Raw genomic sequence first — 23,959 nt, 5'->3', positions numbered from 1 at the left:
GTTTCTGGCAATCGCCGGATGACACCACATATGAGCCGTCTTGGGCGCCGTCGGACCTTGGTCGGCGGAACCTGAAAGGCGATTGCAGCCTTTAGCGCATATGGCTTTATCGAAGGCAACCGGATCGACTTTCGACATGACTGCAGCAGACGAAAACCAGGCACCGGCGCGGAAAATCTCGGTGTTCGGGCGCGAGTTCACCATGCCGCGCTCGCGCGGGCTGAGGATCGCCATCGGTATCGTGCTGGTGTTTTTCGGCCTTCTCGGTTTCCTGCCGATTCTCGGCTTCTGGATGATTCCGCTCGGCCTTTTGGTGCTTTCCTACGAATTTGCCGCGGTGCGCCGCCTGCGGCGCCGGTTCGTCGTCTGGTGGGAACGGCGTCGCCGGCCAAATTGAAAGCGATGGCGCGCGGTCCCGGTTCAGCGGACGCTTCGCTTCCAGCCCCTCGCAGACCTTCCCCTCGAATATCTCCTTGAGAACGGCAGCCCTGGTGTCAGCCGCGCGTTTACGGTGGAAGCCAGTTTGCACCCGCTGCGTAAAGCCGCGGGTTCGAGTTTCGCCGGTCGCGCAGCCATGCTTGAGGAGCGGCCAATATGCCGGTGCGCCAAGCGCTGAAACCGCTCGGGAACCACGTTGCGGCGGCTGATGAGGAAAGCGCGCCGGAATGCCGCGCGGACGCTTGACGACCTTTCGCTGCCACCATATTGAGTTCGCTCGCCGGGAGCGATGAGGCCTCGTGGCGGAGTGGTTACGCAGAGGACTGCAAATCCTTGCACCCCGGTTCGATTCCGGGCGAGGCCTCCAATCGCTTCAACTCCCGCATGCCGGGGGCTTGAGTTCCGGTCGAATGCGCCGCAGTGTCGGCGCGACAAGCGCATTTCAGCGCATTGGCTTTGACGGATTGGTTGGGACATGAGCGCTGATTTCTCCGAACTTCGCGTCAAGATGGTCGACGGCCAGGTCCGCACCACCGATGTGACCGACGCAGCATTGCTCGATGCCATGCTTGCCGTGCCGCGCGAGGCCTTTGTCGGGGCCGGCCGACAGGCTCTCGCCTATATCGACGAGGATATCCGCATCTCCGACGGCGCCGATGGCAGCGGTGCGCGCTACCTCATGGAGCCGTCGCCACTGGCCAAGCTTTTGCAGTTGGCCGAGATCGACGCCGGCGATTCGGTGCTCGATGTCGGCTGCGGCACCGGTTATTCCGCGGCGCTGCTGTCCAGGCTGGCCAAATCCGTCGTGGCGCTGGAAAGCGATACCACACTGGCGGAAGCAGCCAAAGCGGCGCTTTCGGCGCAGGGCTGCGATAACGTCACCGTGGTCACCGGCCCACTGCCGCTAGGTCATGCCGCCAAGGCGCCCTACAATGTGATTCTCATCGGCGGCAGCGTCGAGAAAGTGCCTGCGGCGCTGCTTGACCAGCTTGCCGAAGGCGGCCGGCTGGTGGCTGTGGAAGGGCAGGGCAATGCGGGCGTAGCCCGGCTCTTTTTCAATGCAGGGGGGGTTGTAACCGGAAGACGGGCATTTAATGCGGCAATTAAGCCACTACCCGGATTTGAACGCATTCATGCCTTCGAGTTCTAAGTGATTTTGCCTTGCAGCAAAGACTCTGTCATGTTGGCTTGCGATTGAACAATCGTTGCTGATTGGTTAACCGGGGTTTCGGGAGGCTGTCAGCGGGGGAACGATACATCGACGCGGCGCTGGCCGATCCCTAGGGATGGGCTGGCGTGGCGTGGTTCCCGTGCAAAACGAATGAGGGATATAAAGTGCCGTCCTTAGCCAAGAGTTTGTTTGTTACTGTCCTCATTTCCGCGACAGCGCTTTCGCCGATAGCCGCCTCGGCGGAAACCATTCTCGGCGCGCTTTCCAAGGCCTACCAGAACAATTCCTCGCTGAATTCGGCCCGTGCCGGCGTGCGCGTCACCGATGAGGGCGTGGCGATCGCCAAGTCGGGCTATCGCCCGGTGATCACTGGTTCGGCTGATATCGATTACACCTCCAGGCACCTAAACGGCAGGAACGCGAGCCTGGCATTGACCACCGGCAGCTTCGGCGTTCGGATTGATCAGACGCTGTTCGACGGCTTCCAGACCAAGAACAGGGTCGCGTCGGCCGCTGCACAGGTGAGGGCCTCGGTCGAGGGCCTGCGCAACACCGAAGAGAACACGCTGTTCAACGCGGCGAGCGCCTATATGGACGTGATTCGCGACCGCCAGGTGGCGGTGCTGACCGAACAGAATCTGCAGTTCCTGACCGAGCAGGCGCGCGCGGCACGCTCGCGCTTCGAGGTCGGCGAGGGCACGCGCACCGATGTAGCGCAGGCCGACGCGTCGCGTTCGGCCGCGGTGGCGCAATTGAGTGCTGCCCGTGCGCAGGCTCTGGCCAGTGCGGCAACCTATCATCAGATCGTCGGTGACGAGCCGGGCAAGCTCAAGGCCGCGTCGCCGTTGGCGAAGCTGTTGCCGAGGAGTCTCGAGGCGGCGATCGGTATTGCATCGAACGAGCATCCGGCCATCCTGGCCGCCCTACATTCCGTCGATGCAGCCGGATTTGATGTAAAGACGCAGGAGGGTGCGTTGCTGCCGCAGTTGACTGCCAGTGCCGGCCTTTCCCATGTCTATCAAAATACCGTACCTGGCGCGGGGGATTCGGACGGCGATTCCAATGCCGCCACCGTCGGCGCGACGCTGACCGTTCCGATCTATTCGGGCGGCCGTACCTCCGCACTCGTTCGTCAGTCGAAGGAATCGCTCAGCCAGGCTCGCATCGAGGTGGATGTCAGCCGTGACTCGGTGCGCCAGGCCGTGACCTCGGCATGGACGCAATACATCGCAGCGCGTGAAAGCGTCGACGCTAATCGGCAGGTGATCGCGGCCGCACAGTTGGCGCTCAACGGCGTCATCGAGGAGCGCAATGTCGGACAGCGCACCACGCTCGACGTGTTGAATGCCCAGAACGCCGTCATCTCGGCAAAGATCGACCTCGCCAGCTCCGAGCGCGATGTGGTTGTAGCGAGCTACGCCATCCTGTCGGCCATGGGCCGCCTGTCGGCCGATCGCCTGGCGTTGAATGTGGTGAAGTACAAGCCTGAAGAGCACTACAGAGCCGTCAAGGACAAATGGATCGGGCTGCGTACGCCGGACGGTCGTTGATCGCGACTGAGCGGTTCAAATCCCGCCAAGATTGAAAGTATCGTAGCGCCGCGCTTCCCAAGGATGCGCGGCGTTTGTCTTTTGTAGCCTAAATTGTTGAAATCCGGCGTCTTCCGAGATTGGGGATTCTCGGATGGCGATCCGTCGGCTACGCTGTCGCCATGATTCGTATCCGGCTTTGCCGGACAGGAATCCAGGAACGGGTCACTGCAGCGCCACGCGTCCGATGGATGCGCAAAGGAGGCTGTAGAACTTTGATTTTGCGCCTGATCCTCTTCGAAAATCGAAGATCGATTTTCGGGATCATGCGCGGGGGCGGCGGATGTGACGATGGCGACGGCAAGCAGCGCACAGCGCGAACCTTCCATGGAAGAAATACTGGCTTCCATCAGGAGGATCATCGAAGACAGCGACACAGGCCGCAAGCTGCCGGGCGACGCGGATGAGTTGCGCCAGGACGTTGTGCCGGCCGCCGGGCCTGTTTCGGATGTCGAGGCCTTCCGCAGCGAATTGCACAGCTCGACCGAAAGCAAGAAGCCGGTGACGCTGGCCGAGGTGCAGGCCCAACTGGCCGAGCCGGTGGTTGCGCGGCTGGAGCCGCGCTCCGAGCCGTCGCCAGTGAAGCCGGCCATTGCGGCAAATGCCACGACCGCCGCGCCACCCGCGCATGCTCCGATGACATTGGCGGAAGTAAGCGCCAGGATAGCCAGTGAGCCAGCTCCCGCCGTCAGGGCAGAAGTTGCAGTGCGGGCAAAGGCGGAAACCACCGACTCGATCGTCACGGATTGGCGCCGCGAAATCGCGGCCGTTGGCAATCAGGCAAAACCGGCTGACACAGTACGGCGGCCCGAGATCAGGCAGCCGGAGATCAGGCAGCCAGAGACTGAAAATCGGCAGGCAGCAATCGCGGAGGTCGAGGCTTTCGAGGACGATCTCGCTGCCGAGCCGGCTTTCGAGCCTCGTCCTTCGAGCGGCGAGCGCGCGCGCCCGGCCGATACAACTCCGGTTCGGTCGGCGATCGTTTCGGAACATACGGGACGGCAGGTCGCAGCCGCCTTCGGCGAGCTCTCCGACGCCTTCGCCAGCCGCAGCAAGAAGACCTTCGACGAGATGGCCGAGGAGATGCTGCGGCCGATGTTGCAGGACTGGCTGGACAACAATCTGCCGACGCTGGTCGAGCGCCTGGTACGCGAAGAAATCGAGCGCGTCGCGCGCGGCGCGCAGTAGACATCACCATAGCCCGTTCCGGATTAAGGCGCCGCCTTCGGGCGACGCTTTCGCTGCAGGTCAGCTTCCGGCCGATGTCGCGAACACGATCAGGTTACCGTCGGGATCGCTGACGATGAAGGTGCAGGCATGGCCTTCCCGTTGAAATGACCAGGGCCCCGCCTATTTGCGTTGAAGGACTGAGGCCGCCCTCGCGGTTGACTTGGCCAAAACCTTCCGATTTACACCGGGTCAGCAAAACTCCCGACCGCGCGGACCATTTTCCCATGCTTGAAAAGACCTACGACGCCAAGACCGTCGAGCCCAGGATCGCCAAAATCTGGGAAGAGGCGGACGCATTTCGCGCCGGCGCCGGCGCCGAGGAGGGGGCGGAGGCCTTCACCATCGTCATCCCGCCGCCCAACGTCACCGGCTCGCTGCATATGGGCCATGCACTCAACAACACGCTGCAGGACATACTCGTGCGCTTCGAGCGCATGCGCGGCAAAAACGTGCTGTGGCAGCCCGGCATGGATCATGCCGGCATCGCCACGCAGATGGTGGTCGAACGCCAGCTTATGGAAAAGCAGATACATCGCCGCGATCTCACCCGCGAACAGTTCATCGACAAGGTCTGGGAGTGGAAGGCCGAGTCCGGCGGCGCCATTTTCAACCAGCTGAAGCGGCTCGGCGCCTCGGCGGACTGGTCGCGCGAACGCTTCACCATGGATGAAGGCCTGTCCAAGGCCGTGCTCGAAGTTTTTGTCAGCCTCTACAAGGAAGGGCTGATCTACAAGGACAAGCGCCTTGTGAACTGGGACCCGAAGCTGTTGACGGCGATCTCCGACCTGGAGGTCGAGCCGCAGGAGGTCAATGGCAATCTCTGGCACTTCCGCTATCCGATCGAGGGCGAGATTTTCGATCCGGAAAATCCTGGGACATTCATCACCGTGGCGACGACACGGCCCGAGACGATGCTGGGCGATACGGCAGTCGCCGTGCACCCGGACGACGAGCGCTACCGGCATCTGGTCGGCAAGAATGTCGTGTTGCCGATCGTCGGCCGGAAAATTCCGGTTGTGGCTGACGAGTATTCCGACCCGGAAAAGGGTTCCGGCGCCGTCAAGATCACGCCGGCGCACGACTTCAACGATTTCGAGGTTGGCAAGCGCCACAAGCTGCCGGCGATCAACATCCTGACCATCGAGGCGGCAATAACGCTCAGGGATAACGAGGATTTTCTCGCCGGGCTCGACGTGACGCCGGAGCGCCAGGCCGTCTGGGACGAGCTCGACGGTCTCGACCGTTTCGTCGCGCGCAAGAAAATCGTCGAGCTGATGGAGGCCGGCGGCTTCCTCGACAAGATCGAGCCGCATCGCCACGCCGTGCCGCATGGCGACCGCGGCGGCGTGCCGATCGAGCCGTTTCTGACCGAGCAGTGGTATGCAAACGCCGCTGAGCTGGCCAAGCCGGCGATCGCATCGGTGCGCGAAGGCCGTACCAACTTCGTGCCGAAGAACTGGGAAAAGACCTATTTCGACTGGATGGAGAACATCCAGCCCTGGTGTATTTCACGCCAGCTATGGTGGGGTCACCGGATCCCGGCCTGGTACGGGCCGGACGGCCGGGTCTTCGTCGAGAAGACCGAGGAAGAGGCGCTGGGCGCCGCGATCGAATATTATCTGGCGCTGGAAGGTCCATGGAAGGCCTGGGTCGAGGACAAGCTCGAGACCTTCAAGCCGGGCGAGATCCTGACCCGCGACGAGGACGTGCTCGACACCTGGTTCTCGTCGGCGCTTTGGCCGTTCTCGACACTGGGCTGGCCGGATCACACGCCGGAGCTGAAGACCTATTACCAGACCGACGTGCTGGTGACCGGTTTCGACATCATCTTCTTCTGGGTCGCCCGGATGATGATGATGGGCCTGCATTTCATGCACGAGGAGCCGTTCCACACCATCTATGTGCATGCGCTGGTGCGCGACAAGAACGGGCAGAAGATGTCGAAGTCGAAAGGCAACGTCATCGATCCGCTCGACCTCATCGACGAGTTTGGTGCTGACGCACTGCGCTTCACGCTGACGGTGATGGCGGCGCAGGGGCGCGACGTAAAGCTCGATCCGGCGCGCATCGCCGGCTACCGCAATTTCGGCACCAAGCTGTGGAACGCGACACGCTTTGCCGAGATGAACGAGGTCGCGCGCAATGACGACTTCTGGCTGAACGACGCCAAGCTGCCGGTCAATCGCTGGATCCTGACCGAATTGACCAGGGCGTCGCACGCGATCACCGAAGGGATCACCGGCTACCGCTTCAACGAAGCGGCGGGCGCCGCCTACCGCTTCGTCTGGAACCTGTTCTGCGACTGGTATCTGGAACTGCTGAAGCCGGTGTTCATGGGCACCGACGAGGCGGCCAAGGCCGAAAGCCGTGCCTGCGTCGCCTTCGTGCTCGACGAGATCTACAAGCTGCTTCACCCCATGATGCCGTTCATGACCGAGGAGCTGTGGGCGCAGACGGCAGGTGAGGGCAGGACGCGCGCAACGCTGCTTTGCCACGCCGCCTGGCCATCACCGGACTTCGAGGACGCCGATGCAGCCGCCGACATCAACTGGCTGGTCGATCTGGTCTCCGGCATCCGCTCGGTGCGCTCTGAAATGAACGTGCCGCCGGCGGCGATCGCGCCGCTGGTGGTGGTCGGCGCCAGCGCCGAGACTCACCAGAGGCTGGAACGCCATGCGTCCGCCATCAAGCGGCTGGCGCGGGTCGGCGACATCTCGCTGCAGGACGCCGCACCCAAGGGCTCGGCCCAGATCGTGCTCAACGAGGCGACGATCTGCCTGCCGCTCGGCAGCCTGATCGATCTGTCCGCCGAGGCGGCGCGGCTGCAGAAGGAACTGGCCAAGGTGACCGAGGAAATCGCGCGGCTGCACAAGAAGCTGTCGAACGAACGGTTCGTCGCCAGCGCGCCGGAAGAGATCGTCGCGGCCGAGCGCGAAAAACTCGCGGAATACCGTGATCAGCAGGAGAAGCTTTCGGTGGCGTTGACCCGGGTGCGCGACGCCGGCTGAGCGCCGGATTCGCGATGCCTGGGAACGGCGTCAAGGCAGTCTTGTGCCCGAAAAACAGGCATTCCGTAACGTTAATGTTGACGTAAACGGAAAGTTTGCGCCCCATTGTTGCCTTAATGTAACAATGGGGCCTAATGCCGGTAAAACATCCGCGTTTTATACTGTTTAGAGCGGTTTTTCATGATTTTTTGCGCCGATTGCCGCTCAAATGGCCATTTTCCGGCATGCTTGCGCGGCGCGCCACTTTGTCCGAAATGCGTTCCGCAAGTGCGTACATGTACGCTGTTTCAATTCATTGTTGCACCGTTAACCCGAATTGGTTCTAGCTTGACGCACTGGAATTTCGGGGAGGACATCCATGAACAATTTGCGTTTGAAAACACTGCTGGGGGCGGGGTGTTTTTCGCTGGGTTTGATCGGTTCCGTGCATGCCGGCGGTCTGGAGCGCGGTGGCTACGACATCGACCTGCTTTTCGATCCGGCGCAGGTCACAGGCGAGGTGACCGGCACTTATGTCATGCCGCAACGCGACTTGAAGAACGTGGTGGATATCGATCCAAACCCGGTTACGGGTGGCGGCAATCTTAACGCTCTGGGCTTCTCCAACAGTGCCCGTGATACCGAAAGCTATTGGGTGCCGAGTGTCGGTATCAAGGCTGGTATGGGGCCCGTCGATTGTCTTATCGACTACGGCCAGCCGATCGGTGCGTACAGCAATCCCGGCGCCAACTGGGCCGGCGCGAACGGTAACATCATAACCAAGGTCAAGAGCGAGGCCGTAGGCGGGACCTGTTCGTATAAGATGGATCTCGGAAAAGGACAGGTGCGCTTTATCGGCGGCGTGTTTCACGAGGATGTTTCGGGTTTCAAGGAACAGCTGGTTTCGCCTTTTGTTGGTCCCCTTGGGTTGTCGGGAATTGGCCGTCTTGATCTCGAAGGTGACGGTTGGGGATGGCGCGCCGGCGTAGCCTATGAGATTCCGGATATCGCGCTGCGCGCCAGCCTCGTTTACAACTCGGCGGTCAAGCTGGACCATTTGGACGGAACGCTCGACCTGACGCAGCTTCCCGCCGTCGGTCCGGCCAACCCGTTCCTGGGCAATGTTACGAATGTCAGCGGCTCGTCGGAGGTTCCGGAGTCGCTGGAACTCAAACTTCAGTCGGGCATAGCTCCCGGTTGGCTGGCGTTCGGGTCCATCAAATGGGTCAATTGGAGCGTGCTGCAGAGCATTCCTTTCTGCCCGACAGGCGTTCCGTCTTGCACGACGACCAGTGCTTTGAGGCTCACGTCGCTTGATCTGCTCTATCGTGATGGCTGGACGGTTTCCGGCGGCATTGGCCACAAGTTCAATGACCAGTGGAGCGGCGCCGCGGGTCTGACCTGGGATCGTGGAACCAGCACAGGCCTCAGCGCCCAGACCGATACATGGACGGTCAGCGGTGGTGTATCCTACACCCCGACCGCGAACGTCGAGCTTCGTCTTGGCGGCGCGTTGGGTGTGCTCACAAGCGGATCGATCCATCCCGTCGTAGGCAAGGATGGCGTCACATATGGTACGGACTACACCGCCGATTTCGGCAACGATCTGGTTTCAGCCGTTTCGACTTCGTTCAAGGTGAAGTGGTAAGCTTTTCAAATTAAAAGAGAAAAGGGCGGGCAGTGCCCGGCCTTTTTCAGTTTGCGGCACAGCGTCGAGCCGTGCCGTCAAGCGCCGGCGTTCAAAATCCGCCGCACCTATGTCGCCTCTCGTAATTGTGACGTTTTGGCAACAGTTCCGGACCAACCCCCGCGCTACGGTCCCGCTCGACCAAATTGCCCATTTCCCGCCATAAACCCGGCGCACCTCGAATTCGTCTCGGGACACGCGCCAAAAGGCTCGGCGATGAGGCAGGCCGCGCCGCCCGCGGCAAGGAAGAGAATGGACGCCAAAGTCATCTCCAAGGCCAAGCTCCCTAGCCGCCATGTGACGGTCGGTCCGGCGCGTGCGCCGCACCGTTCGTATCTCTATGCCATGGGCCTGTCTGCGGCCGAGATCGCGCAGCCGCTGGTCGGCGTTGCCTCCTGCTGGAACGAGGCGGCGCCTTGCAACATCTCGCTGATGCGCCAGGCGCAAGTGGTCAAGAAAGGTGTCGCGGCCGGCAACGGCACGTCGCGCGAATTCTGCACCATCACCGTCACCGACGGCATCGCCATGGGCCACCAGGGCATGAAGTCGTCGCTGGTGTCGCGCGATGTCATCGCCGATTCGGTCGAACTCACCATGCGCGGCCATTGCTACGATGCGCTGGTCGGCCTTGCCGGCTGCGACAAGTCGCTGCCCGGCATGATGATGGCCATGGTGCGGCTCAACGTGCCGTCGATCTTCATCTATGGCGGCTCGATCCTGCCGGGCTCCTATCGCGGCCGCCAGATCACTGTGCAGGACGTGTTCGAGGCGGTCGGCCAGCATTCGGTCGGCACGGTCAGCGATGCCGAACTGCTCGAGATCGAGCAGGCGGCGTGTCCGTCCGCCGGCTCCTGCGGGGCCCAGTTCACAGCCAACACCATGGCCACCGTCGCCGAGGCGATCGGCCTGGCGCTGCCGTACTCCTGCGGCGCGCCGGCGCCTTACGAGATGCGCGACCGCTTCAATTTCGCCTCCGGCGAAAAGATCATGGAGCTGATCGCCAAGAACATCCGGCCGCGCGACATCGTCACGCTGAAGGCGCTGGAGAATGCGGCGACCGTGGTCTCGGCCACCGGCGGCTCGACGAATGCGGCTTTGCACCTGCCGGCGATCGCGCATGAGGCAGGCATCAAGTTCGACCTGTTCGACGTTGCCGCGATTTTCGAGAAGACGCCTTACATCGCCGACCTCAAGCCGGGCGGCAAATATGTCGCCAAGGACATGTTCGAGGCCGGCGGCATTCCGCTGTTGATGAAGACGCTGCTCGACCATGGCTATCTGCATGGCGACTGCATGACCGTGACTGGCCGTACTTTGGCCGAAAACATGGAGCATGTTGCCTGGAATGATAGCCAGGATGTGGTCCGTCCCGCCAACCGACCAATCACCCAAACCGGCGGTGTCGTGGGCTTGAAGGGCAACCTTGCCCCCGAAGGCGCGATCGTGAAGGTCGCGGGCATGACGGAGCTGAAATTCTCAGGCCCGGCACGCTGTTTCGATTCGGAAGAGGAATGTTTCGAGGCGGTCACGCACCGCAACTACAGGGAAGGCGAAGTTCTCGTCATCCGCTACGAGGGTCCGCGCGGCGGTCCGGGCATGCGCGAGATGCTGTCGACGACGGCGGCGCTCTACGGCCAGGGCATGGGCGGCAAGGTGGCCCTCATCACCGACGGCCGTTTTTCGGGCGCGACACGCGGGTTCTGCATCGGCCATGTCGGGCCCGAAGCAGCCGTTGGCGGCCCGATCGGGCTCTTGAAAGACGGCGACGTGATCTCGATCGACGCGACCAAAGGCACGATCGAGGTCGACCTGTCCGAGGCTGAACTGGCAACGAGGGCGAAGGCCTGGAAGGCGCGCACGACCGACTACCAGTCGGGCGCGATCTGGAAATATGCACAGACGGTAGGGCCTGCCCGCGACGGCGCGGTCACCCATCCCGGCGGTGCCAAAGAAACACATTGCTATGCGGATATCTGAGTTGTTGAGGTCGTCTGTCCTTCCGGCACTGGTCGCTGTTGCGATCTTTGGCGCCGTGAGCCAGGCCATGGCCTTCGACGACAAGGTGTTCGACGACAAGACCGGCGTGAAGCCGCAATCGAGCCCGTGGGCCGTGTTCCAGTTCGGCTTCTCCGCTTACAAGAGCGGCCACAAGGAACAGGCGGTCGAGGCCTATAAATACGCCGCCGAAAACGGCCAGATCGGCGCCACCTGGAAGCTCGCCCGCATGTATGCCGAAGGCGACGGCGTGACGCGCGACGACTACGCGGCGTTCAAATTCTTCTCCGAGATCGTCGATCAGGATGTCGAGCCGGGTTCGCCGGAGGAAAGCTATGTCTCCGACGCGCTGGTGGCGCTGGGCGACTATCTCCGGACAGGCATCCCCGGCAGCCCGGTCGAGGAAAACGAGGTCGCGGCGCAGGAATATTACATGCGTGCGGCCGCCAATTACCGCAACCCGAACGCCCAGTTCGAGATGGGCCAGATGTTCCTGAAGGGCGAGGGCGGCGTCAAGGCCAGCGTCAAGCAGGCCGGCCGCTGGTTCCAGCTCGCCGCCGAAAAAGGCCATGCCGGCGCCCAGGCGACGCTTGGCAATCTTCTGTTCCAGAGCGGCAAGATCGTGCGCGGGCTGGCCATGATGACCGCCGCGCTCGAACGCGCCTCGCCGAGCGACCAGCCGTGGATCCGCGGCATGCAGGAAGAGGCATTTGCCGCCGCCGGCGAAGCCGACCGCCGCACTGCGATTTCGCTTGCCGACGATATTCTCACCAAGGGCGGCGGCGACCAGTGAAATTGCCAATCTCCCCCCTTGAGGGGGATGCCCGGCAGGGCAGAGGGGGGCGCTGTGCCGCTGGCATTCAGTTGACTAAAGTTTGCCCGGGTTGGACTGAGAGGGTGAGCTTGTTTGACCGAAAGGTCGCGTTCTTCGCGCCCCCCTCTGGCTTGCCGGCCATCTCCCCCTCAAGGGGGAAATTAGCTCACATCCATCAGTTCTCGGTGAGTTCCGCCGGCGCCGCTCTGTGTACCGGCATCGAGATCGGCGTGACGTGCAGATGCGGCTTCATCGTGCTGTCGGGGCAGCTGTCGCCGATCTTGGTCCATGAGGTGTTGTTGAGCACCAGGTCGCAGCGGGCCATATGGCTCTTGTCTGAAACCGTCAGGCAGGTGACCTGGCCGACCTGGTAGGACTTGCCATTGGCGAGGCACTCGGCAAGTGCCGCTGCAGGAGAGGCCATGGCAAATGCCAGACCGATCGGGCAAAGGAGGAATCGTAGTGCCATGGAACCCCAGCCGCCATGCTGATCTCTGACTGAATGGCGCGATTGTGGCGACATCAGGGTTTCGGCTGATATCAGGCCGGCAGCAGCGCCAGATCGATCGCCACCGGCACATGGTCGGAAGGCTTTTCCCAGGCGCGCACATGCTTTTCGATCGAGGCCGAGGAAAAGCGGTTGGCGGCTTCGGGCGACAACAGCAGATGGTCGATGCGGATGCCGTTGTTCTTCTGCCAGGCACCGGCCTGGTAATCCCAGAACGTATAGACATCGGCCGCATCGGTGACGGCGCGGACTGCCTCGGTGAAGCCGAGATTCTTCAGCCGTCGGAAGGCCTGCCGGGTCTGCGGCTGGAACAGCGCATCGCCAAGCCAGTTCTCGGGGAAGCGCGCATCGACCGGCTCGGGGATGACATTGTAGTCGCCGGCCAGCACCAGCGCCTCCTCCAGAAGCAGCCGCTGCTCGGCCCAGCGATGCAGCCGCTCCATCCAGGCCAGCTTGTAAGGAAATTTCTTCTCGTCATCGATGGGATTGCCGTTGGGCAGATAGAGCGAGGCGACGCGCAGCGCGCCCTGGTCGGTCGAGAACACGCCCTCGATGAAGCGCGCCTGCTCGTCGGCGTCATCACCGGGCAGGCCTCTGATAACCTCGTCGAACGGAAGTTTCGACAGTAGGGCGACGCCGTTAAAGCCCTTCTGGCCATGGGTTTCCACGTTGTAGCCAAGCGCCTCGATCTCGGCGCGCGGGAACTGCTCGTCGACCGACTTGATCTCCTGCAGGCAGACGATGTCGGGCTGGCTTTCGCTCAGCCAGTGGGTGAGGTTGCCGATGCGGGCGCGAATGCCGTTTATGTTCCAGGTAACGATTTTCATGGGCGGCCTCAGGGATGTTCGGGCGAAAGACGTTCGACAAGCCCGATCGTATTGCCTGCCGGGTCCTTTAGAAAGGCCATCCACTCGCTTTCCCCCGCCGTTCCGAACGTGCCTTCGGTGTCGTTGTGGACGAGCGCCGGCGGTGCGGTGAAGGGAACGCCGGACGCTTTCGCCTCGGCGTGGAAGGCTTCGAGCCCGGCTATATCGAGATAGACGGTGCCGGCCGGAACGCCATCGGTGAACAGCAACCTGATATCACCGGCCATGATGAAGGCGATGCCCGGCGGATCGTAGCGGGCATGAACGCTGAGGCCGAGCACATCGTGCCAGAAGGCCAGCGTCACGTCGAGATCGCGCCCGGCCGACAGTGCGACCTGACGGACCGCGCCGACGCCGGACATCTGCCTAGATGGAGAAACTGGTGCCGCAGCCGCAGGAGGCGACTGCATTGGGGTTGCGGATCTGGAACGATTGGCCCATCAGATCGTCGACGAAGTCGATCACCGAGCCGCCCATATAGACCAGCGACAAATCGTCGATCAGCACGGTGGCGCCGTCCTTTTCGATGGCGACGTCGTCGTCGTTGCGCGTATTGACCAGGTCGAACTTGTAGGAAAAGCCGGAGCAGCCGCCGCCCTCTACGGAGACGCGCAGCGCCGTCTTGCCGGCCTCGCCAGAGACGATTTTCGCGATCCGCCTGGCGGCGGACTCGGTCATCTCGACTTTCATGGCAGTCTTGGCATCAGCGCCCATGGGCGTCACCTTGCTTTCAGTTTCACATGATAGGTATGAAGCGGGAAGGGGCAAGTCAACTGCGGCGGCATCAGCCATGACAAATGAGCTTGGCGACATTGGGTTCGGCTATCGGCCGCGCGCGGCCTATGCCAGCGACCCAGCCAGGTCGCGCGGGCGGCTCTATGACGAGGTCGAGAGCCCGACTCGCACGCCATTCCAGCGCGACCGTGACCGTATCATTCATTCGACTGCCTTCCGCCGCCTGAAGCACAAGACGCAGGTGTTCGTCGCCCATGAAGGAGATCACTACCGCACCCGGCTGACGCATTCGATCGAGGTGGCGCAGATTGCGCGGGCTCTGGCGCGAGCGCTGCGCGGCGACGAGGATCTGGCCGAGGCGGTCGCCTTGGTGCACGATTTCGGTCACACGCCGTTCGGCCATACCGGCGAGGACGCGCTGAACGAGCGGATGGCCCAATGGGGCGGCTTCGACCACAATGCGCAGTCGCTGCGCGTGGTGACGCGGCTGGAGCGGCGCTATGCCGAGTTCGACGGGCTGAACCTGACCTGGGAAACGCTGGAAGGCCTGGTGAAGCACAATGGCCCGCTGACCCACGCCAAGGGAAAAGGGCTCAAAGGCCCGGTGCCGCAGGCGATCCGCGACTATTCCGAGTTGCACGACCTCGAACTCGACCATTTCGCCGGCATCGAGGCGCAATGTGCTGCGATCGCCGACGATATCGCCTACAACACCCATGACATCGACGACGGCCTGCGCTCCGGCTTCCTGACCTTGGACATGCTGGAAACGGTGGCGCTGCCGGGATCGATCCTGGCAAGCGTGCGCGCGCGCTATCCGGGCCTGGACGATGTGCGCACCGGCCATGAGCTGATGCGCCGGCAGATCACGATGATGGTCGAGGATGTCATTGTTTCCACCACCGCCAATCTTGAGCGCATCAAGCCTGACAGCGCCGAAGCGGTGCGGGCGGCGGGCGAAACGATGGTGACCTTTTCCGCTGACGTGGCGGCGACCGAGAAGGAATTGAAGACCTTTCTCTACAAGCATCTCTACCGGCATGACGAGGTGATGCGCGTTCGCACTCAGGCCGAGCAGATCGTGCGCGACCTGTTCGATGTCTATTTCGCCGATCCGCGCGCCATGCCGGACGGCTGGCGGGAGGGGCTCGACCGGGCGGAGGACCGCATCAAGGCGCGCAGCGTCGCCGATTTCCTGGCGGGGATGACGGATACCTACGCCTTGAAGGAACACCGCCGTCTGTTTGACCATACGCCCGATTTAAGCTAGGGCGGGCGCGATTTGCCGGCCAATGAGCCGGTTCCCCTGCACAGTCCGCCAGAGCAAGACCCATGAACATCTTCGCCGATTTCAGCGCGCGAATCACAAAAGCCGTCGAAGCGCTTGATTTGAAAGACAGTAATGGCGTTTCGCCCGACCTGTCGCGCATCGCCGTCGAGCCGCCGCGCGACGCCAGCCATGGCGATCTCGCCACCAATGCGGCGATGGTACTGGCCAAGCCCACCGGGCAGAACCCGCGCGCGCTGGCCGAGCGGCTGGTGGAAGTGCTGCGCAGCGACGCCGATGTTGCCGAAGCCGACGTCGCCGGTCCCGGCTTCGTCAATCTCCGGCTCAAGGACGCTTTCTGGCAGGCACATCTGACCGCGGTGCTCGGCGAGGGGCAAAACTACGGCCGCTCGACCATTGGTGGCGGCAAGAAGACCAATGTCGAATATGTCTCGGCCAATCCGACCGGGCCGATGCATGTCGGCCATTGCCGGGGCGCGGTTGTCGGCGACACGCTCGCCAATCTGATGGCCTTCGCCGGCTATGACGTCACCAAGGAATACATCATCAACGACGCCGGCGCGCAGATCGACGTGCTCGGGCGTTCGGCCTTCCTGCGCTACCGCGAAGCGCTGGGCGACGACATTGGCGAGATACCGGCCGGCCTCTATCCCGGCGATTACCTTGTGCCGGTCGGTCAGGCGCTGGCTGCCGAATTTGGCCGCAAGCTCTTGCAGATGCCCGACGATGAGTCGCTGGCAATCGTCAAGGATCGCACGATCGACGCCATGATGGTGATGATCCGCGAGGATCTGGCGTTGCTCAATGTGCATCACGACGTTTTCTTCTCCGAGCGCACGCTGCATGCCGACAATGCCAGGAGGATCCGCTCGGCGATCAACGATCTGACGCTGAAGGGCCATATCTACAAGGGCAAGCTGCCGCCGCCCAAGGGCGAGAAGCCGGACGACTGGGAAGACCGCGAGCAGACGCTGTTCCGCTCGACGGCGGTCGGCGACGACATGGACCGGGCGCTGGTCAAGTCCGACGGCTCGTTCACCTATTTCGCCGCCGACGTCGCCTATCTCAAGGACAAGGTCGACCGCGGTTTCGTCGGCCTGATCTATGTGCTGGGCGCCGACCATGGCGGCTACGTCAAGCGGCTGGAAGCGCTGGCGCGGGCGATTGCAGGCGATGATCTGAAGCTGCAACTCACGGTGCTCCTGTGCAATCTGGTGAAGCTGTTTCGCGATGGCGAACCGGTTCGGATGTCGAAGCGGTCGGGCGACTTCGTGACCTTGCGCGAAGCGGTGGAGGAGGTGGGCCGCGATGCTATCCGCTTCATGATGCTCTACCGCAAGAGCGACGCGCCGCTCGACTTCGATTTCGCCAAGGTCACCGAACAGTCCAAGGACAATCCCGTGTTCTACGTGCAGTACGCTTCGGCGCGCTGTCATTCGGTGTTCCGGCAGGCGAGCGAGCAACTGGGCGAGGCCAATTTCGACCGCAACAGCCTGGCCGCGGCCTCGGCGTCGCTCACCGACGAGGGCGAGATCGGCCTGATCCGGAAGCTGGCTGAATATCCAAGGCTGATCGAATCCGCGGCCCTTGCGCTGGAGCCGCACCGGCTGGCATTCTACCTCTACGATCTGGCTTCCACCTTCCATGGACACTGGAATCGGGGCACCGAGAATCCCGACTTACGTTTTGTTAAGGTTAACGACCGACAATTGACTCATGCCAGACTAGGGCTGGTGCAGGCTGTTTCGGATGTTTTGACCTCCGGCCTGACGCTGATTGGGGCTGATGCGCCCACTGAGATGCGTTAGGTTTAACCAAAACACCTGTCACCATTTGCCCACATTGCGCTGGTAAGGGCCAACCCTACGCGACGTCCATGGCGTCCGAATGAGTGCGAGTTCGGGAACAATAATGGCAGACAGAACCCAGCTGAGAGTAGCCGACAACAACGACATCGCCGAAGATGATCCGTTCGCTGAACTGACCAGGATCATGGGTTTCGATCCGCGCCAGCCGGTCAAGCCGCAGGCGCCAGCCGTCGAGACGGCTGCAGACGAGGGCGATTTCGACATCGACCTCGAGAAGGAGTTGATGGGCGAATTCGGCGATGAAGTCGGTTCCATGGAGGCCAGCCAGCCAGCTCCCGAGGTTCACCAGCCTGCCGCTGAGCCCTACGAACCTGCTGCCGAGATTCGCGAGCCGGCTTTCGAAACCACCGATGCCGCGATGGACGATGCGCTGGCTGCTTCGCTGGAATATGATTTCGTCTTCGACGATGCCGCCGATCTGGATTTCGGCGCTGCCCCGCAGGCTGCGGCTGCTCCCGTTGAACCCTCGTTTGCCGAACCTTCGTTTGCCGAGCCCGCATTCGACGAAGCTGCATTCGACGATGATTTCGACAATGCCGTGGCCAGCTCGCTGGAAAACGTATCGCCGCTCGAAGACGACCTGCCGATGGATGACGACCTTGCCGCTTCGCTCGAGCAGGGGTTGCTGCTCGATGACGGCGCGACCGTCGCCCATGCCGCAGATGTCGCGCAGGTTGCTGCTGCGCCTGCCGACGATCTCGCGTTCGACGATGATTTCGACAATGCCGTCTCGATGTCGCTGGAAGACGAGCTGACGCTGGACGGTCCTGCGCCGGCGCAGGACCAGTATGCCGCGCCAGTAGCCGAGGCGCCGATCCATACCTTCGACGCCGTCGGCTCCGCCGACCACGCTGTTGCCGACGAGGATTTTGCGGGTCATTTCGATGACGCGATGGCCGATGTCGACATGGACTTTGCGGCCCAGGATTTTGCAGCCCAGGATTTTGCAGCCCAGGATTTTGCAGCCGAGCATTTCGAGCCTCAGGCTTTCGAGGCTCAGCCTGTTGAGGCCGAGGATCCGGAAGAGCGCGATCTGGATGTCAGCGATCTGCAGGTCAGCGCGCCGGTTGAGATGGATGCGCCGGAAGTGGACGAGACGCCGGCCTGGACCGTGGAGGCCAGCCCCTCTCATGAGACTGCGCACGAAGCATTCGACGATTTCGATCTGAGCATCGATGATGCGCTTGCCGATCACGAGCCGGTGGCCGAGACCGCACCCGCTCCGGTTCAGCCAACTCCGGTCGCACCAGCCTATGTGGCGCCTACCAATATGGCGACCCCGGCCGCTCCGGTAGCTGACGAACGGACGTTGGAAGATGAACTCAACGCGCTGCTTGGCGCCATGACCACACCACGCCCGGCGCCAGTCGCCCCGATTCCGGTGGTCACCGAGCCCACCAGGGCTGCCGCCATCGAGCCCACCAGGACTTATGAGCCGGTTGCCCCGGTGCAGCGGTCCGTCGCGACGCCGGTCGCTCCGGTCGATAATCTCGACTGGGACCTGGACGAACACGCGCCTGCTCCTCAGGAGGCCCAGGCGGACGATGCCGATTTCGACGATCTGCTTGCCGGCGAACTTGAAGGCCATGTGCCCGAGATCGAGTTCGATGATCACGCCTTCGACGCGGCGCTGGCCAAGGGCATCGATCTCGGTCATGACGATACGGCAGCACCGGTCGCTGGCGATTGGCGCTCGACGCCGCCGGAGCCGGCGCGTTCGTGGAGCCGCGTGACTCCCACCCCGGCCCAGCCTTCCTTTGCAGCGCAGCCGCAACCTTCTTTTGCAGCGCAGCCGCAAGCTTCTTTTGCAGAAAAGCCGTCCATGCCGCCGGCGGCAGCGCCAAGCTATCGCGACCAGCCGGTTGCCGCTGCTGCCTATGTGGCGCCGACGCCATCGCGCCAGGCGCCGCCTCAGGCCTATGACGAGATGCCGGATGTCGAGACGGTCGATGTGCCGGAGCGTGTGGTGGCGATTGCCGACGACCTCGACATTCCAGAACTCAGCTTCGAGCAAGACGAGCCGGCCGCCTATGACGACATCGACGCCGAATTCGCCGGCATGCTCAACGACATGAACGCGGTGGAAGTGGCGCCGCCCACTGCCGCACGCAGTGCCGGCTATGATGACGATTCCTACAGTTCCGGCTTCAGTTCGGGCCACGAGCTCGACCAGCGCGCCTATGCTGCGCGGCCAGCCGAAGTGCTTGCAGCCACGCAAGCTCACCACGCCGATTCCGCCGGCGGCTTCGACATGGACGATCTGCCCGGCAGCCAGCCGGTTTCGCAGGCCGACGATTTCGCGGTCGACGAACTCGACTACGATCCGGATCTGGACGAGGCAATGGCGGTGCCGGGCCTCGCCGAGCAGGAAGCCGCACGGCCGCGCAGGAGCGGCCTGCTGGTCGCGGGGGTCGTTGCTGCGGTTGCGATTGCCGGCGGCCTTGGCGCCTTCGCCTTGTCGTTCGGCGGAAAGGGCGGCGGCGATGCGCCGGTCATTGTCAAAGCCGACAACAGGCCGATCAAGGTCAAGCCCGAAAATCCGGGCGGCGCCGTGGTGCCGAACCAGGACAACAAGGTTTATGATGCGGTCGCCAAGGGCACCAAGCCGGCCGAGCCGGTTCAGGAGAAGCTGGTCACCAACACCGAAGAGCCGGTCGATGTGAAGGCGCAGGAGCCTGAAAGCCGCGTCGTCGATCTGTCGCCCGACGATACCGACGCTGCCCCAGGCCCCGACGCTGCCGGCAACCCCGAAGCTGCCGTCAACCCCGACGCGGCTGTCGCGCCGGCGCCAAAGTCCGAGGACCGCATCGCTCAGGTGCTGCAGGAAGCCGACAAGAACCCCGATACGGTCGCCGTTGCCCCGCGCAAGGTGCGGACCATGGTGGTCAAGCCCGACGGCTCGTTGGTGGCCCGCGAGGACTCGACGCCGGCCGCGCCACAGGTTGCGGCGACTGAGCCGCTTGACCCGGCGCCGCAGCACGTCGCCCCTTCGGCCGATGCCGAGCAGACCGGCACCGTGGCGCCTGCCGATCAGGCAAATAGCGACCAGGCAAGTGCCGAGACCGCCAAGCCGGTCAAGCCGGTGAAGCCGGCGGCCACGCCGAAGGCTGAGACCCAGTCCGCCAACACGCCGCAGACGGTTGCCGTAGCGCCGCAGCGCCCGTCCGACCAGCCGGTCGACGTGGTCGGCGAGGTCAAGCCCGACCAGGTTGCCTCCATTCCGGCGACGGCTTCGACATCGGGCGGTTCGTGGTCGATGCAGATCGCTTCGCAGCCGACGGTCGAAAGCGCCCAGGCCAACTACGCCGACCTGCAGCGCCGCTATGGAAATGTGCTCGCCGGTCGCACCGCCAACATCGTCAAGGCGGAGATCGCCGGCAAGGGCACCTTCTACCGTGTCCGGGTGCCTGCGCAATCGCGCAACGATGCGATCAATCTGTGCACCAGCTACAAGGCTGCCGGCGGCAACTGCTTCGTGTCTCGGTAAGGCCGGATCCAATTATCAGAGCCGGTGCGTTCCCAAGGGTCGCGCCGGCTTTTTCATGTGGATGGGCGAGAGGTTGAGGCGCTTGCCGTCCGGGGAGATTCCCTTTGCCGGCGCGAAGCCCTAAACTGGTGGAATGACCGAATCAAAATCCATGATCCTCGGCTGTGCCGGGAAATCGCTGACCCGCGAAGAAATCCGTTTCTATCGCAATGAATGCCCGTGGGGCTTCATCCTGTTTGCGCGCAACATCGGCGAAACCGAGCAGATCCGCGATCTGGTCGCCGAAATGCGCGACTGTATCGGGCGCCCCGATGCGCTGGTGTTCATCGATCAGGAAGGTGGCCGGGTGCAGCGCCTGCGGCCGCCGCTGGCGCCGAACTATCCCGCCGGCGGCGCGCTCGGTGCATTGTGGCGCAAGGACCATGATGCCGGCACCCGCGCTGCCTGGCTGATGGCGCGGCTGCACGCCTTCGACCTGTTGCGCTTCGGTATCTCGGCCGATTGCCTGCCGGTGCTGGACGTGCCGATCGAGGGCGCCAGCGACGTCATCGGCGCGCGCGCCTATGGCAAGGAGCCGCGCCCGGTCATCGAACTTGGCCGCGCCGCCGCGGAAGGGCTGATGTCCGGCGGCGTGTTGCCGGTCATGAAGCATATTCCGGGCCATGGACGCGCCTTCGCCGACACGCATTTCGAGCTGCCTGTGGTCGACGCCTCGCTGAGCGACCTGCAGCGGCATGATTTCGCCCCTTTCCGCGAGCTTAGCCATCTGCCGATGGCGATGACGGCGCATGTCGTCTACAGCGCCATCGATCCGAACAACCCAGCGACCACCTCAGGCAAGGTCATCGACGAGATCATCCGCCGCGAGATCGGCTTCGACGGGCTGTTGATGAGCGACGACACCTCGATGAAGGCACTTTCTGGGGATTTCCCGACAAAGGCGGCCTCGATCCTTGCGGCGGGCTGCGATCTGGTCCTTCACTGCAATGGCGTTTTCGAGGAGATGGCAGGCATCGCATCGCGAACCACGGGACTTGAAGGGACGTCGCTGGAGCGCGCCAACCGGGCGCTGACCTATATAAGGGATCGCGACCGGGCCGACGAAACCGAGATACGCGCCGAGTTTGCCACCTATTTCGATGCGGTGGCCTAGAGACGGATGATTTCAGGTCTGTTCGACCTGAAATCTGAATCCGTCTCTAAATTAGATAGAGAGAGCATGATGTCGTCCGAAAACCGCTTCACACTTTTCGGCATCATGCTCTAACCAGAGGTAAAGGAACAAGTGGCGGAGACATTGGACAGCAAGGCTGCGAAGGCCGCACCGATGGACCGTCTGTGGGCCGAGAACGACGATTCACGGGTCACCGGCGACCCGTCGCTGGTCGTCGACGTCGCCGGGTTCGAAGGTCCGCTCGACCTCTTGCTGCATCTCGCCCGCAACCAAAAGGTCGATCTGTCGCGGATTTCCATCTTGGCGCTGGTCGAGCAATATCTGACCTTCGTCGAGACGGCGACGGCGCTGAGGCTTGAGCTTGCCGCCGACTACCTGGTGATGGCGGCGTGGCTGGCCTTCCTCAAGTCGAAGCTCCTCATCCCCAAGCAGCCCGGCGAGGAAGGCGAAAGCGGCGAGGAACTGGCCGCGGTGCTGCAGTTCCGGCTGAAGCGTCTGGAGGCCATGCGCGACGCCTCGGCAAGGCTGGTCAACCGCAACCGGCTCGGCCGCGACGTGTTTGCACGCGGCATGCCTGAGATGGTCATCGTCGAGAAGCGTAACGCCTATTCGGCCTCGCTCTACGATTTGCTCACCGCCTATGCGCAGCAGCGCCAGAAACAGGCGATCACCAATGTGACAATTGCCCGGCGTGGCGTGTGGTCGCTCAAGGATGCGCGCGATATCCTGACCCGGCTGATCGGCTCGCTGCGCGACTGGACGGCGCTGGACAGCTATCTGATCAATTACCTGACCAGCCCGGACGAACGGCGTACCGCGATTGCCAGCTCGTTTGCGGCGTCGCTGGAACTGGTGCGCGAAGGCAGCATCGAGATGCGACAGGACCAGGTGTTCGCGCCGCTCTATCTGCGCGGCCGCGCGCAACCAATCAAGGCAGTCGAGGTGGCATCATGAGCGAACGCGCCAACGCTTCGGTCATTCCGTTCAAGGTCGAAGAAGAGACCGAGGAGGGCATTATCGCCCAGGATCCGACTGATACCCTGCTTCTGAATCCTGGCGAACGGCTGCATATGGCCGAAGCCATACGCATGGCCGAGGCGATTGTGTTCGCCAGCGCCGAGCCGGTCAGCGAAAAGCAGCTCGCAGCCAGATTGCCCGACGGCATCAGCATAGCCGCTGCCATGGCTGAGCTGCAGCAGATCTATGCGCGGCGCGGCGTCAATCTGGTCCGGGTCGGCGATGCCTGGGCTTTCCGTACCGCCGGCGATCTCGCCTTCCTGATGAGCCGCGACACGGTGCAGCAGCGCAAGCTGTCGCGCGCGGCGCTCGAAGTGCTGGCGATCATCGCCTACCACCAGCCGGTGACGCGCGCCGAGATCGAGGACATCAGAGGCGTCGAGACCTCGAAGGGCACGCTGGATACGCTGCTCGAAACGGAATGGGTGCGCATGCGCGGCCGCCGCCGCACGCCCGGCCGTCCCGTCACCTACGGCACGACAGACACTTTCCTCGACCATTTCGCACTGGAGGATATCCGCGATCTTCCCGGCATGGACGAACTGAAGGGGGCAGGGCTGCTTTCCGGCCGAATGCCGTCGAATTTCGCCATCCCGTTGCCGCCGGCCGATCCGGACGCGCTGACCGAGGACGAGGATGCGTTGACCGACATCGATCTCGAGGAACTCGGCCTGCTGACGCCGCGCGTCACGGAAGATTGACCGCAAGCCGCTGTCAAAAAGCTGCATTGCTGCGGTAGATGCGCCGATTGGTAGCGGGCAGCTTTGCCGAAAATGCGTGACATAGACCGCGCCTTCATAAACTTTGTCGCTGTTGTGTTTGAATCCCAACGCGAAAACGCATAGATCATCGCCAGGGAAAACATTCGAGAGAGAGTTACAATGGGTTCATTTTCGATTTGGCACTGGATGATCGTGCTGGTGATCGTGCTGCTGGTGTTCGGCCGCGGCAAGATACCCGAGCTGATGGGCGACATGGCCAAGGGCATCAAGAGCTTCAAGAAGGGCATGGCCGACGACGATACCGCCGAAGACAAGCGCACCGTCGAGCACCGCCCGGACGAGACCGTTTCGGCAGTGAAGGAAAAGGCCAGCAAGAGCTGAGC

Annotated in this window: 19 protein-coding genes and 1 tRNA gene; 16 read left to right on the top strand and 4 right to left on the bottom strand. The window is 62.9% G+C overall.

The genetic code is table 11. The annotated features are described in order from the left end of the window. The first annotated feature begins 136 nt into the window (after nucleotides 1-136). From ACYG9Z_RS02345 to ACYG9Z_RS02305, 9 genes are all read left to right on the top strand, one after another. Nucleotides 137-397 (top strand): PGPGW domain-containing protein, encoded by a 261-nt coding sequence (locus tag ACYG9Z_RS02345; RefSeq protein ID WP_027050334.1) that lies wholly within the window; start codon nucleotides 137-139, stop codon nucleotides 395-397. Between the two features lie 334 nt (nucleotides 398-731). After that, a tRNA-Cys gene (locus ACYG9Z_RS02340) sits at nucleotides 732-805 on the top strand. Nucleotides 806-913: 108 nt separating this feature from the next. Further along, on the top strand, nucleotides 914-1,588 hold the full coding sequence (locus ACYG9Z_RS02335) for a protein-L-isoaspartate O-methyltransferase family protein (RefSeq protein ID WP_023701682.1): 675 nt from the start codon (nucleotides 914-916) through the stop codon (nucleotides 1,586-1,588). Between the two features lie 185 nt (nucleotides 1,589-1,773). Beyond that, entirely contained in the window at nucleotides 1,774-3,159 is a 1,386-nt protein-coding gene (locus ACYG9Z_RS02330; RefSeq protein ID WP_023691095.1) for a TolC family outer membrane protein, read from the top strand. A gap of 330 nt (nucleotides 3,160-3,489) precedes the next feature. After that, a complete protein-coding gene (locus tag ACYG9Z_RS02325) occupies nucleotides 3,490-4,386 on the top strand; it encodes a PopZ family protein (protein ID WP_023739020.1) in 897 nt (298 codons plus the stop codon). A 266-nt stretch (nucleotides 4,387-4,652) separates the two neighbouring features. Then, nucleotides 4,653-7,436: a valine--tRNA ligase gene (locus tag ACYG9Z_RS02320; protein WP_023739019.1), complete on the top strand. Its 2,784-nt coding sequence runs from the start codon at nucleotides 4,653-4,655 to the stop codon at nucleotides 7,434-7,436. Between the two features lie 358 nt (nucleotides 7,437-7,794). Further along, a complete protein-coding gene (locus ACYG9Z_RS02315; RefSeq protein WP_023739018.1) occupies nucleotides 7,795-9,063 on the top strand; it encodes an OmpP1/FadL family transporter in 1,269 nt (422 codons plus the stop codon). Nucleotides 9,064-9,354: 291 nt separating this feature from the next. Then, complete coding sequence (gene ilvD / locus ACYG9Z_RS02310; protein ID WP_023751555.1) at nucleotides 9,355-11,079, top strand: dihydroxy-acid dehydratase; 1,725 nt, start codon at nucleotides 9,355-9,357, stop codon at nucleotides 11,077-11,079. Further along, a complete protein-coding gene (locus ACYG9Z_RS02305) occupies nucleotides 11,066-11,890 on the top strand; it encodes a tetratricopeptide repeat protein (protein ID WP_023691100.1) in 825 nt (274 codons plus the stop codon). Before ilvD ends, ACYG9Z_RS02305 begins: the two co-directional genes overlap by 14 nt. Nucleotides 11,891-12,086: 196 nt before the next feature. On the opposite strand, the gene ACYG9Z_RS02300 is transcribed toward ACYG9Z_RS02305, so the two are convergent. From ACYG9Z_RS02300 to erpA, 4 genes are all read right to left on the bottom strand, one after another. After that, nucleotides 12,087-12,335: a hypothetical protein gene (locus ACYG9Z_RS02300; RefSeq protein ID WP_245259868.1), complete on the bottom strand. Its 249-nt coding sequence runs from the start codon at nucleotides 12,333-12,335 to the stop codon at nucleotides 12,087-12,089. A 116-nt stretch (nucleotides 12,336-12,451) separates the two neighbouring features. Further along, nucleotides 12,452-13,246: an exodeoxyribonuclease III gene (gene xth / locus ACYG9Z_RS02295; protein ID WP_023667698.1), complete on the bottom strand. Its 795-nt coding sequence runs from the start codon at nucleotides 13,244-13,246 to the stop codon at nucleotides 12,452-12,454. Nucleotides 13,247-13,254: 8 nt separating this feature from the next. After that, nucleotides 13,255-13,647, bottom strand: a complete 393-nt coding sequence (locus ACYG9Z_RS02290) for a VOC family protein (RefSeq protein ID WP_023681658.1) — start codon at nucleotides 13,645-13,647, stop codon at nucleotides 13,255-13,257. Nucleotides 13,648-13,651: 4 nt separating this feature from the next. Next, entirely contained in the window at nucleotides 13,652-13,999 is a 348-nt protein-coding gene (gene erpA, locus ACYG9Z_RS02285) for an iron-sulfur cluster insertion protein ErpA (protein ID WP_031199080.1), read from the bottom strand. A gap of 76 nt (nucleotides 14,000-14,075) precedes the next feature. On the opposite strand from erpA, the gene ACYG9Z_RS02280 reads away from it, so the two are divergent. The 7 genes from ACYG9Z_RS02280 (at nucleotide 14,076) to ACYG9Z_RS02250 (ending at nucleotide 23,957) form a co-directional block, all read left to right on the top strand. After that, nucleotides 14,076-15,290, top strand: a complete 1,215-nt coding sequence (locus ACYG9Z_RS02280; protein ID WP_023751553.1) for a deoxyguanosinetriphosphate triphosphohydrolase — start codon at nucleotides 14,076-14,078, stop codon at nucleotides 15,288-15,290. Nucleotides 15,291-15,352: 62 nt separating this feature from the next. Continuing rightward, nucleotides 15,353-17,116: an arginine--tRNA ligase gene (gene argS / locus ACYG9Z_RS02275; RefSeq protein ID WP_023751552.1), complete on the top strand. Its 1,764-nt coding sequence runs from the start codon at nucleotides 15,353-15,355 to the stop codon at nucleotides 17,114-17,116. 103 nt (nucleotides 17,117-17,219) lie between these two features. After that, nucleotides 17,220-20,663 carry an SPOR domain-containing protein gene (locus tag ACYG9Z_RS02270; RefSeq protein WP_023751551.1) on the top strand — a complete coding sequence of 1,148 codons (3,444 nt, stop codon included), beginning with the start codon at nucleotides 17,220-17,222 and terminating at the stop codon, nucleotides 20,661-20,663. A 133-nt stretch (nucleotides 20,664-20,796) separates the two neighbouring features. Then, on the top strand, nucleotides 20,797-21,816 hold the full coding sequence (nagZ, locus tag ACYG9Z_RS02265) for a beta-N-acetylhexosaminidase (RefSeq protein ID WP_023735289.1): 1,020 nt from the start codon (nucleotides 20,797-20,799) through the stop codon (nucleotides 21,814-21,816). A gap of 174 nt (nucleotides 21,817-21,990) precedes the next feature. Next, complete coding sequence (locus tag ACYG9Z_RS02260; RefSeq protein ID WP_023751550.1) at nucleotides 21,991-22,791, top strand: segregation and condensation protein A; 801 nt, start codon at nucleotides 21,991-21,993, stop codon at nucleotides 22,789-22,791. Further along, nucleotides 22,788-23,555: an SMC-Scp complex subunit ScpB gene (scpB, locus tag ACYG9Z_RS02255; RefSeq protein WP_023735290.1), complete on the top strand. Its 768-nt coding sequence runs from the start codon at nucleotides 22,788-22,790 to the stop codon at nucleotides 23,553-23,555. The genes ACYG9Z_RS02260 and scpB overlap by 4 nt, the downstream gene beginning before the upstream one ends. A 180-nt stretch (nucleotides 23,556-23,735) precedes the next feature. Next, a complete protein-coding gene (locus ACYG9Z_RS02250) occupies nucleotides 23,736-23,957 on the top strand; it encodes a twin-arginine translocase TatA/TatE family subunit (protein WP_023681650.1) in 222 nt (73 codons plus the stop codon). The last annotated feature ends 2 nt before the right edge of the window (nucleotides 23,958-23,959 follow it).

This window comes from Mesorhizobium sp. RSR380A (assembly GCF_054719385.1).
This window is presented reverse-complemented; position numbering and strand designations above follow the sequence as displayed.

Bases quoted from the DNA above. Each gene is read 5' to 3' on its own strand.
- ACYG9Z_RS02290 (WP_023681658.1), bottom strand. From the start codon at position 13,647: ATGTCCGGCGTCGGCGCGGTCCGTCAGGTCGCACTGTCGGCCGGGCGC.
- erpA (WP_031199080.1), bottom strand. From the start codon at position 13,999: ATGGGCGCTGATGCCAAGACTGCCATGAAAGTCGAGATGACCGAGTCC.
- argS (WP_023751552.1), top strand. From the start codon at position 15,353: ATGAACATCTTCGCCGATTTCAGCGCGCGAATCACAAAAGCCGTCGAA.
- ilvD (WP_023751555.1), top strand. From the start codon at position 9,355: ATGGACGCCAAAGTCATCTCCAAGGCCAAGCTCCCTAGCCGCCATGTG.
- ACYG9Z_RS02345 (WP_027050334.1), top strand. From the start codon at position 137: ATGACTGCAGCAGACGAAAACCAGGCACCGGCGCGGAAAATCTCGGTG.
- xth (WP_023667698.1), bottom strand. From the start codon at position 13,246: ATGAAAATCGTTACCTGGAACATAAACGGCATTCGCGCCCGCATCGGC.
- scpB (WP_023735290.1), top strand. From the start codon at position 22,788: ATGAGCGAACGCGCCAACGCTTCGGTCATTCCGTTCAAGGTCGAAGAA.
- ACYG9Z_RS02270 (WP_023751551.1), top strand. From the start codon at position 17,220: ATGGCAGACAGAACCCAGCTGAGAGTAGCCGACAACAACGACATCGCC.
- ACYG9Z_RS02280 (WP_023751553.1), top strand. From the start codon at position 14,076: ATGACAAATGAGCTTGGCGACATTGGGTTCGGCTATCGGCCGCGCGCG.
- ACYG9Z_RS02315 (WP_023739018.1), top strand. From the start codon at position 7,795: ATGAACAATTTGCGTTTGAAAACACTGCTGGGGGCGGGGTGTTTTTCG.
- ACYG9Z_RS02335 (WP_023701682.1), top strand. From the start codon at position 914: ATGAGCGCTGATTTCTCCGAACTTCGCGTCAAGATGGTCGACGGCCAG.
- ACYG9Z_RS02250 (WP_023681650.1), top strand. From the start codon at position 23,736: ATGGGTTCATTTTCGATTTGGCACTGGATGATCGTGCTGGTGATCGTG.
- ACYG9Z_RS02325 (WP_023739020.1), top strand. From the start codon at position 3,490: ATGGCGACGGCAAGCAGCGCACAGCGCGAACCTTCCATGGAAGAAATA.
- ACYG9Z_RS02305 (WP_023691100.1), top strand. From the start codon at position 11,066: ATGCGGATATCTGAGTTGTTGAGGTCGTCTGTCCTTCCGGCACTGGTC.
- ACYG9Z_RS02300 (WP_245259868.1), bottom strand. From the start codon at position 12,335: ATGGCCTCTCCTGCAGCGGCACTTGCCGAGTGCCTCGCCAATGGCAAG.
- ACYG9Z_RS02320 (WP_023739019.1), top strand. From the start codon at position 4,653: ATGCTTGAAAAGACCTACGACGCCAAGACCGTCGAGCCCAGGATCGCC.
- ACYG9Z_RS02260 (WP_023751550.1), top strand. From the start codon at position 21,991: ATGGACCGTCTGTGGGCCGAGAACGACGATTCACGGGTCACCGGCGAC.
- nagZ (WP_023735289.1), top strand. From the start codon at position 20,797: ATGACCGAATCAAAATCCATGATCCTCGGCTGTGCCGGGAAATCGCTG.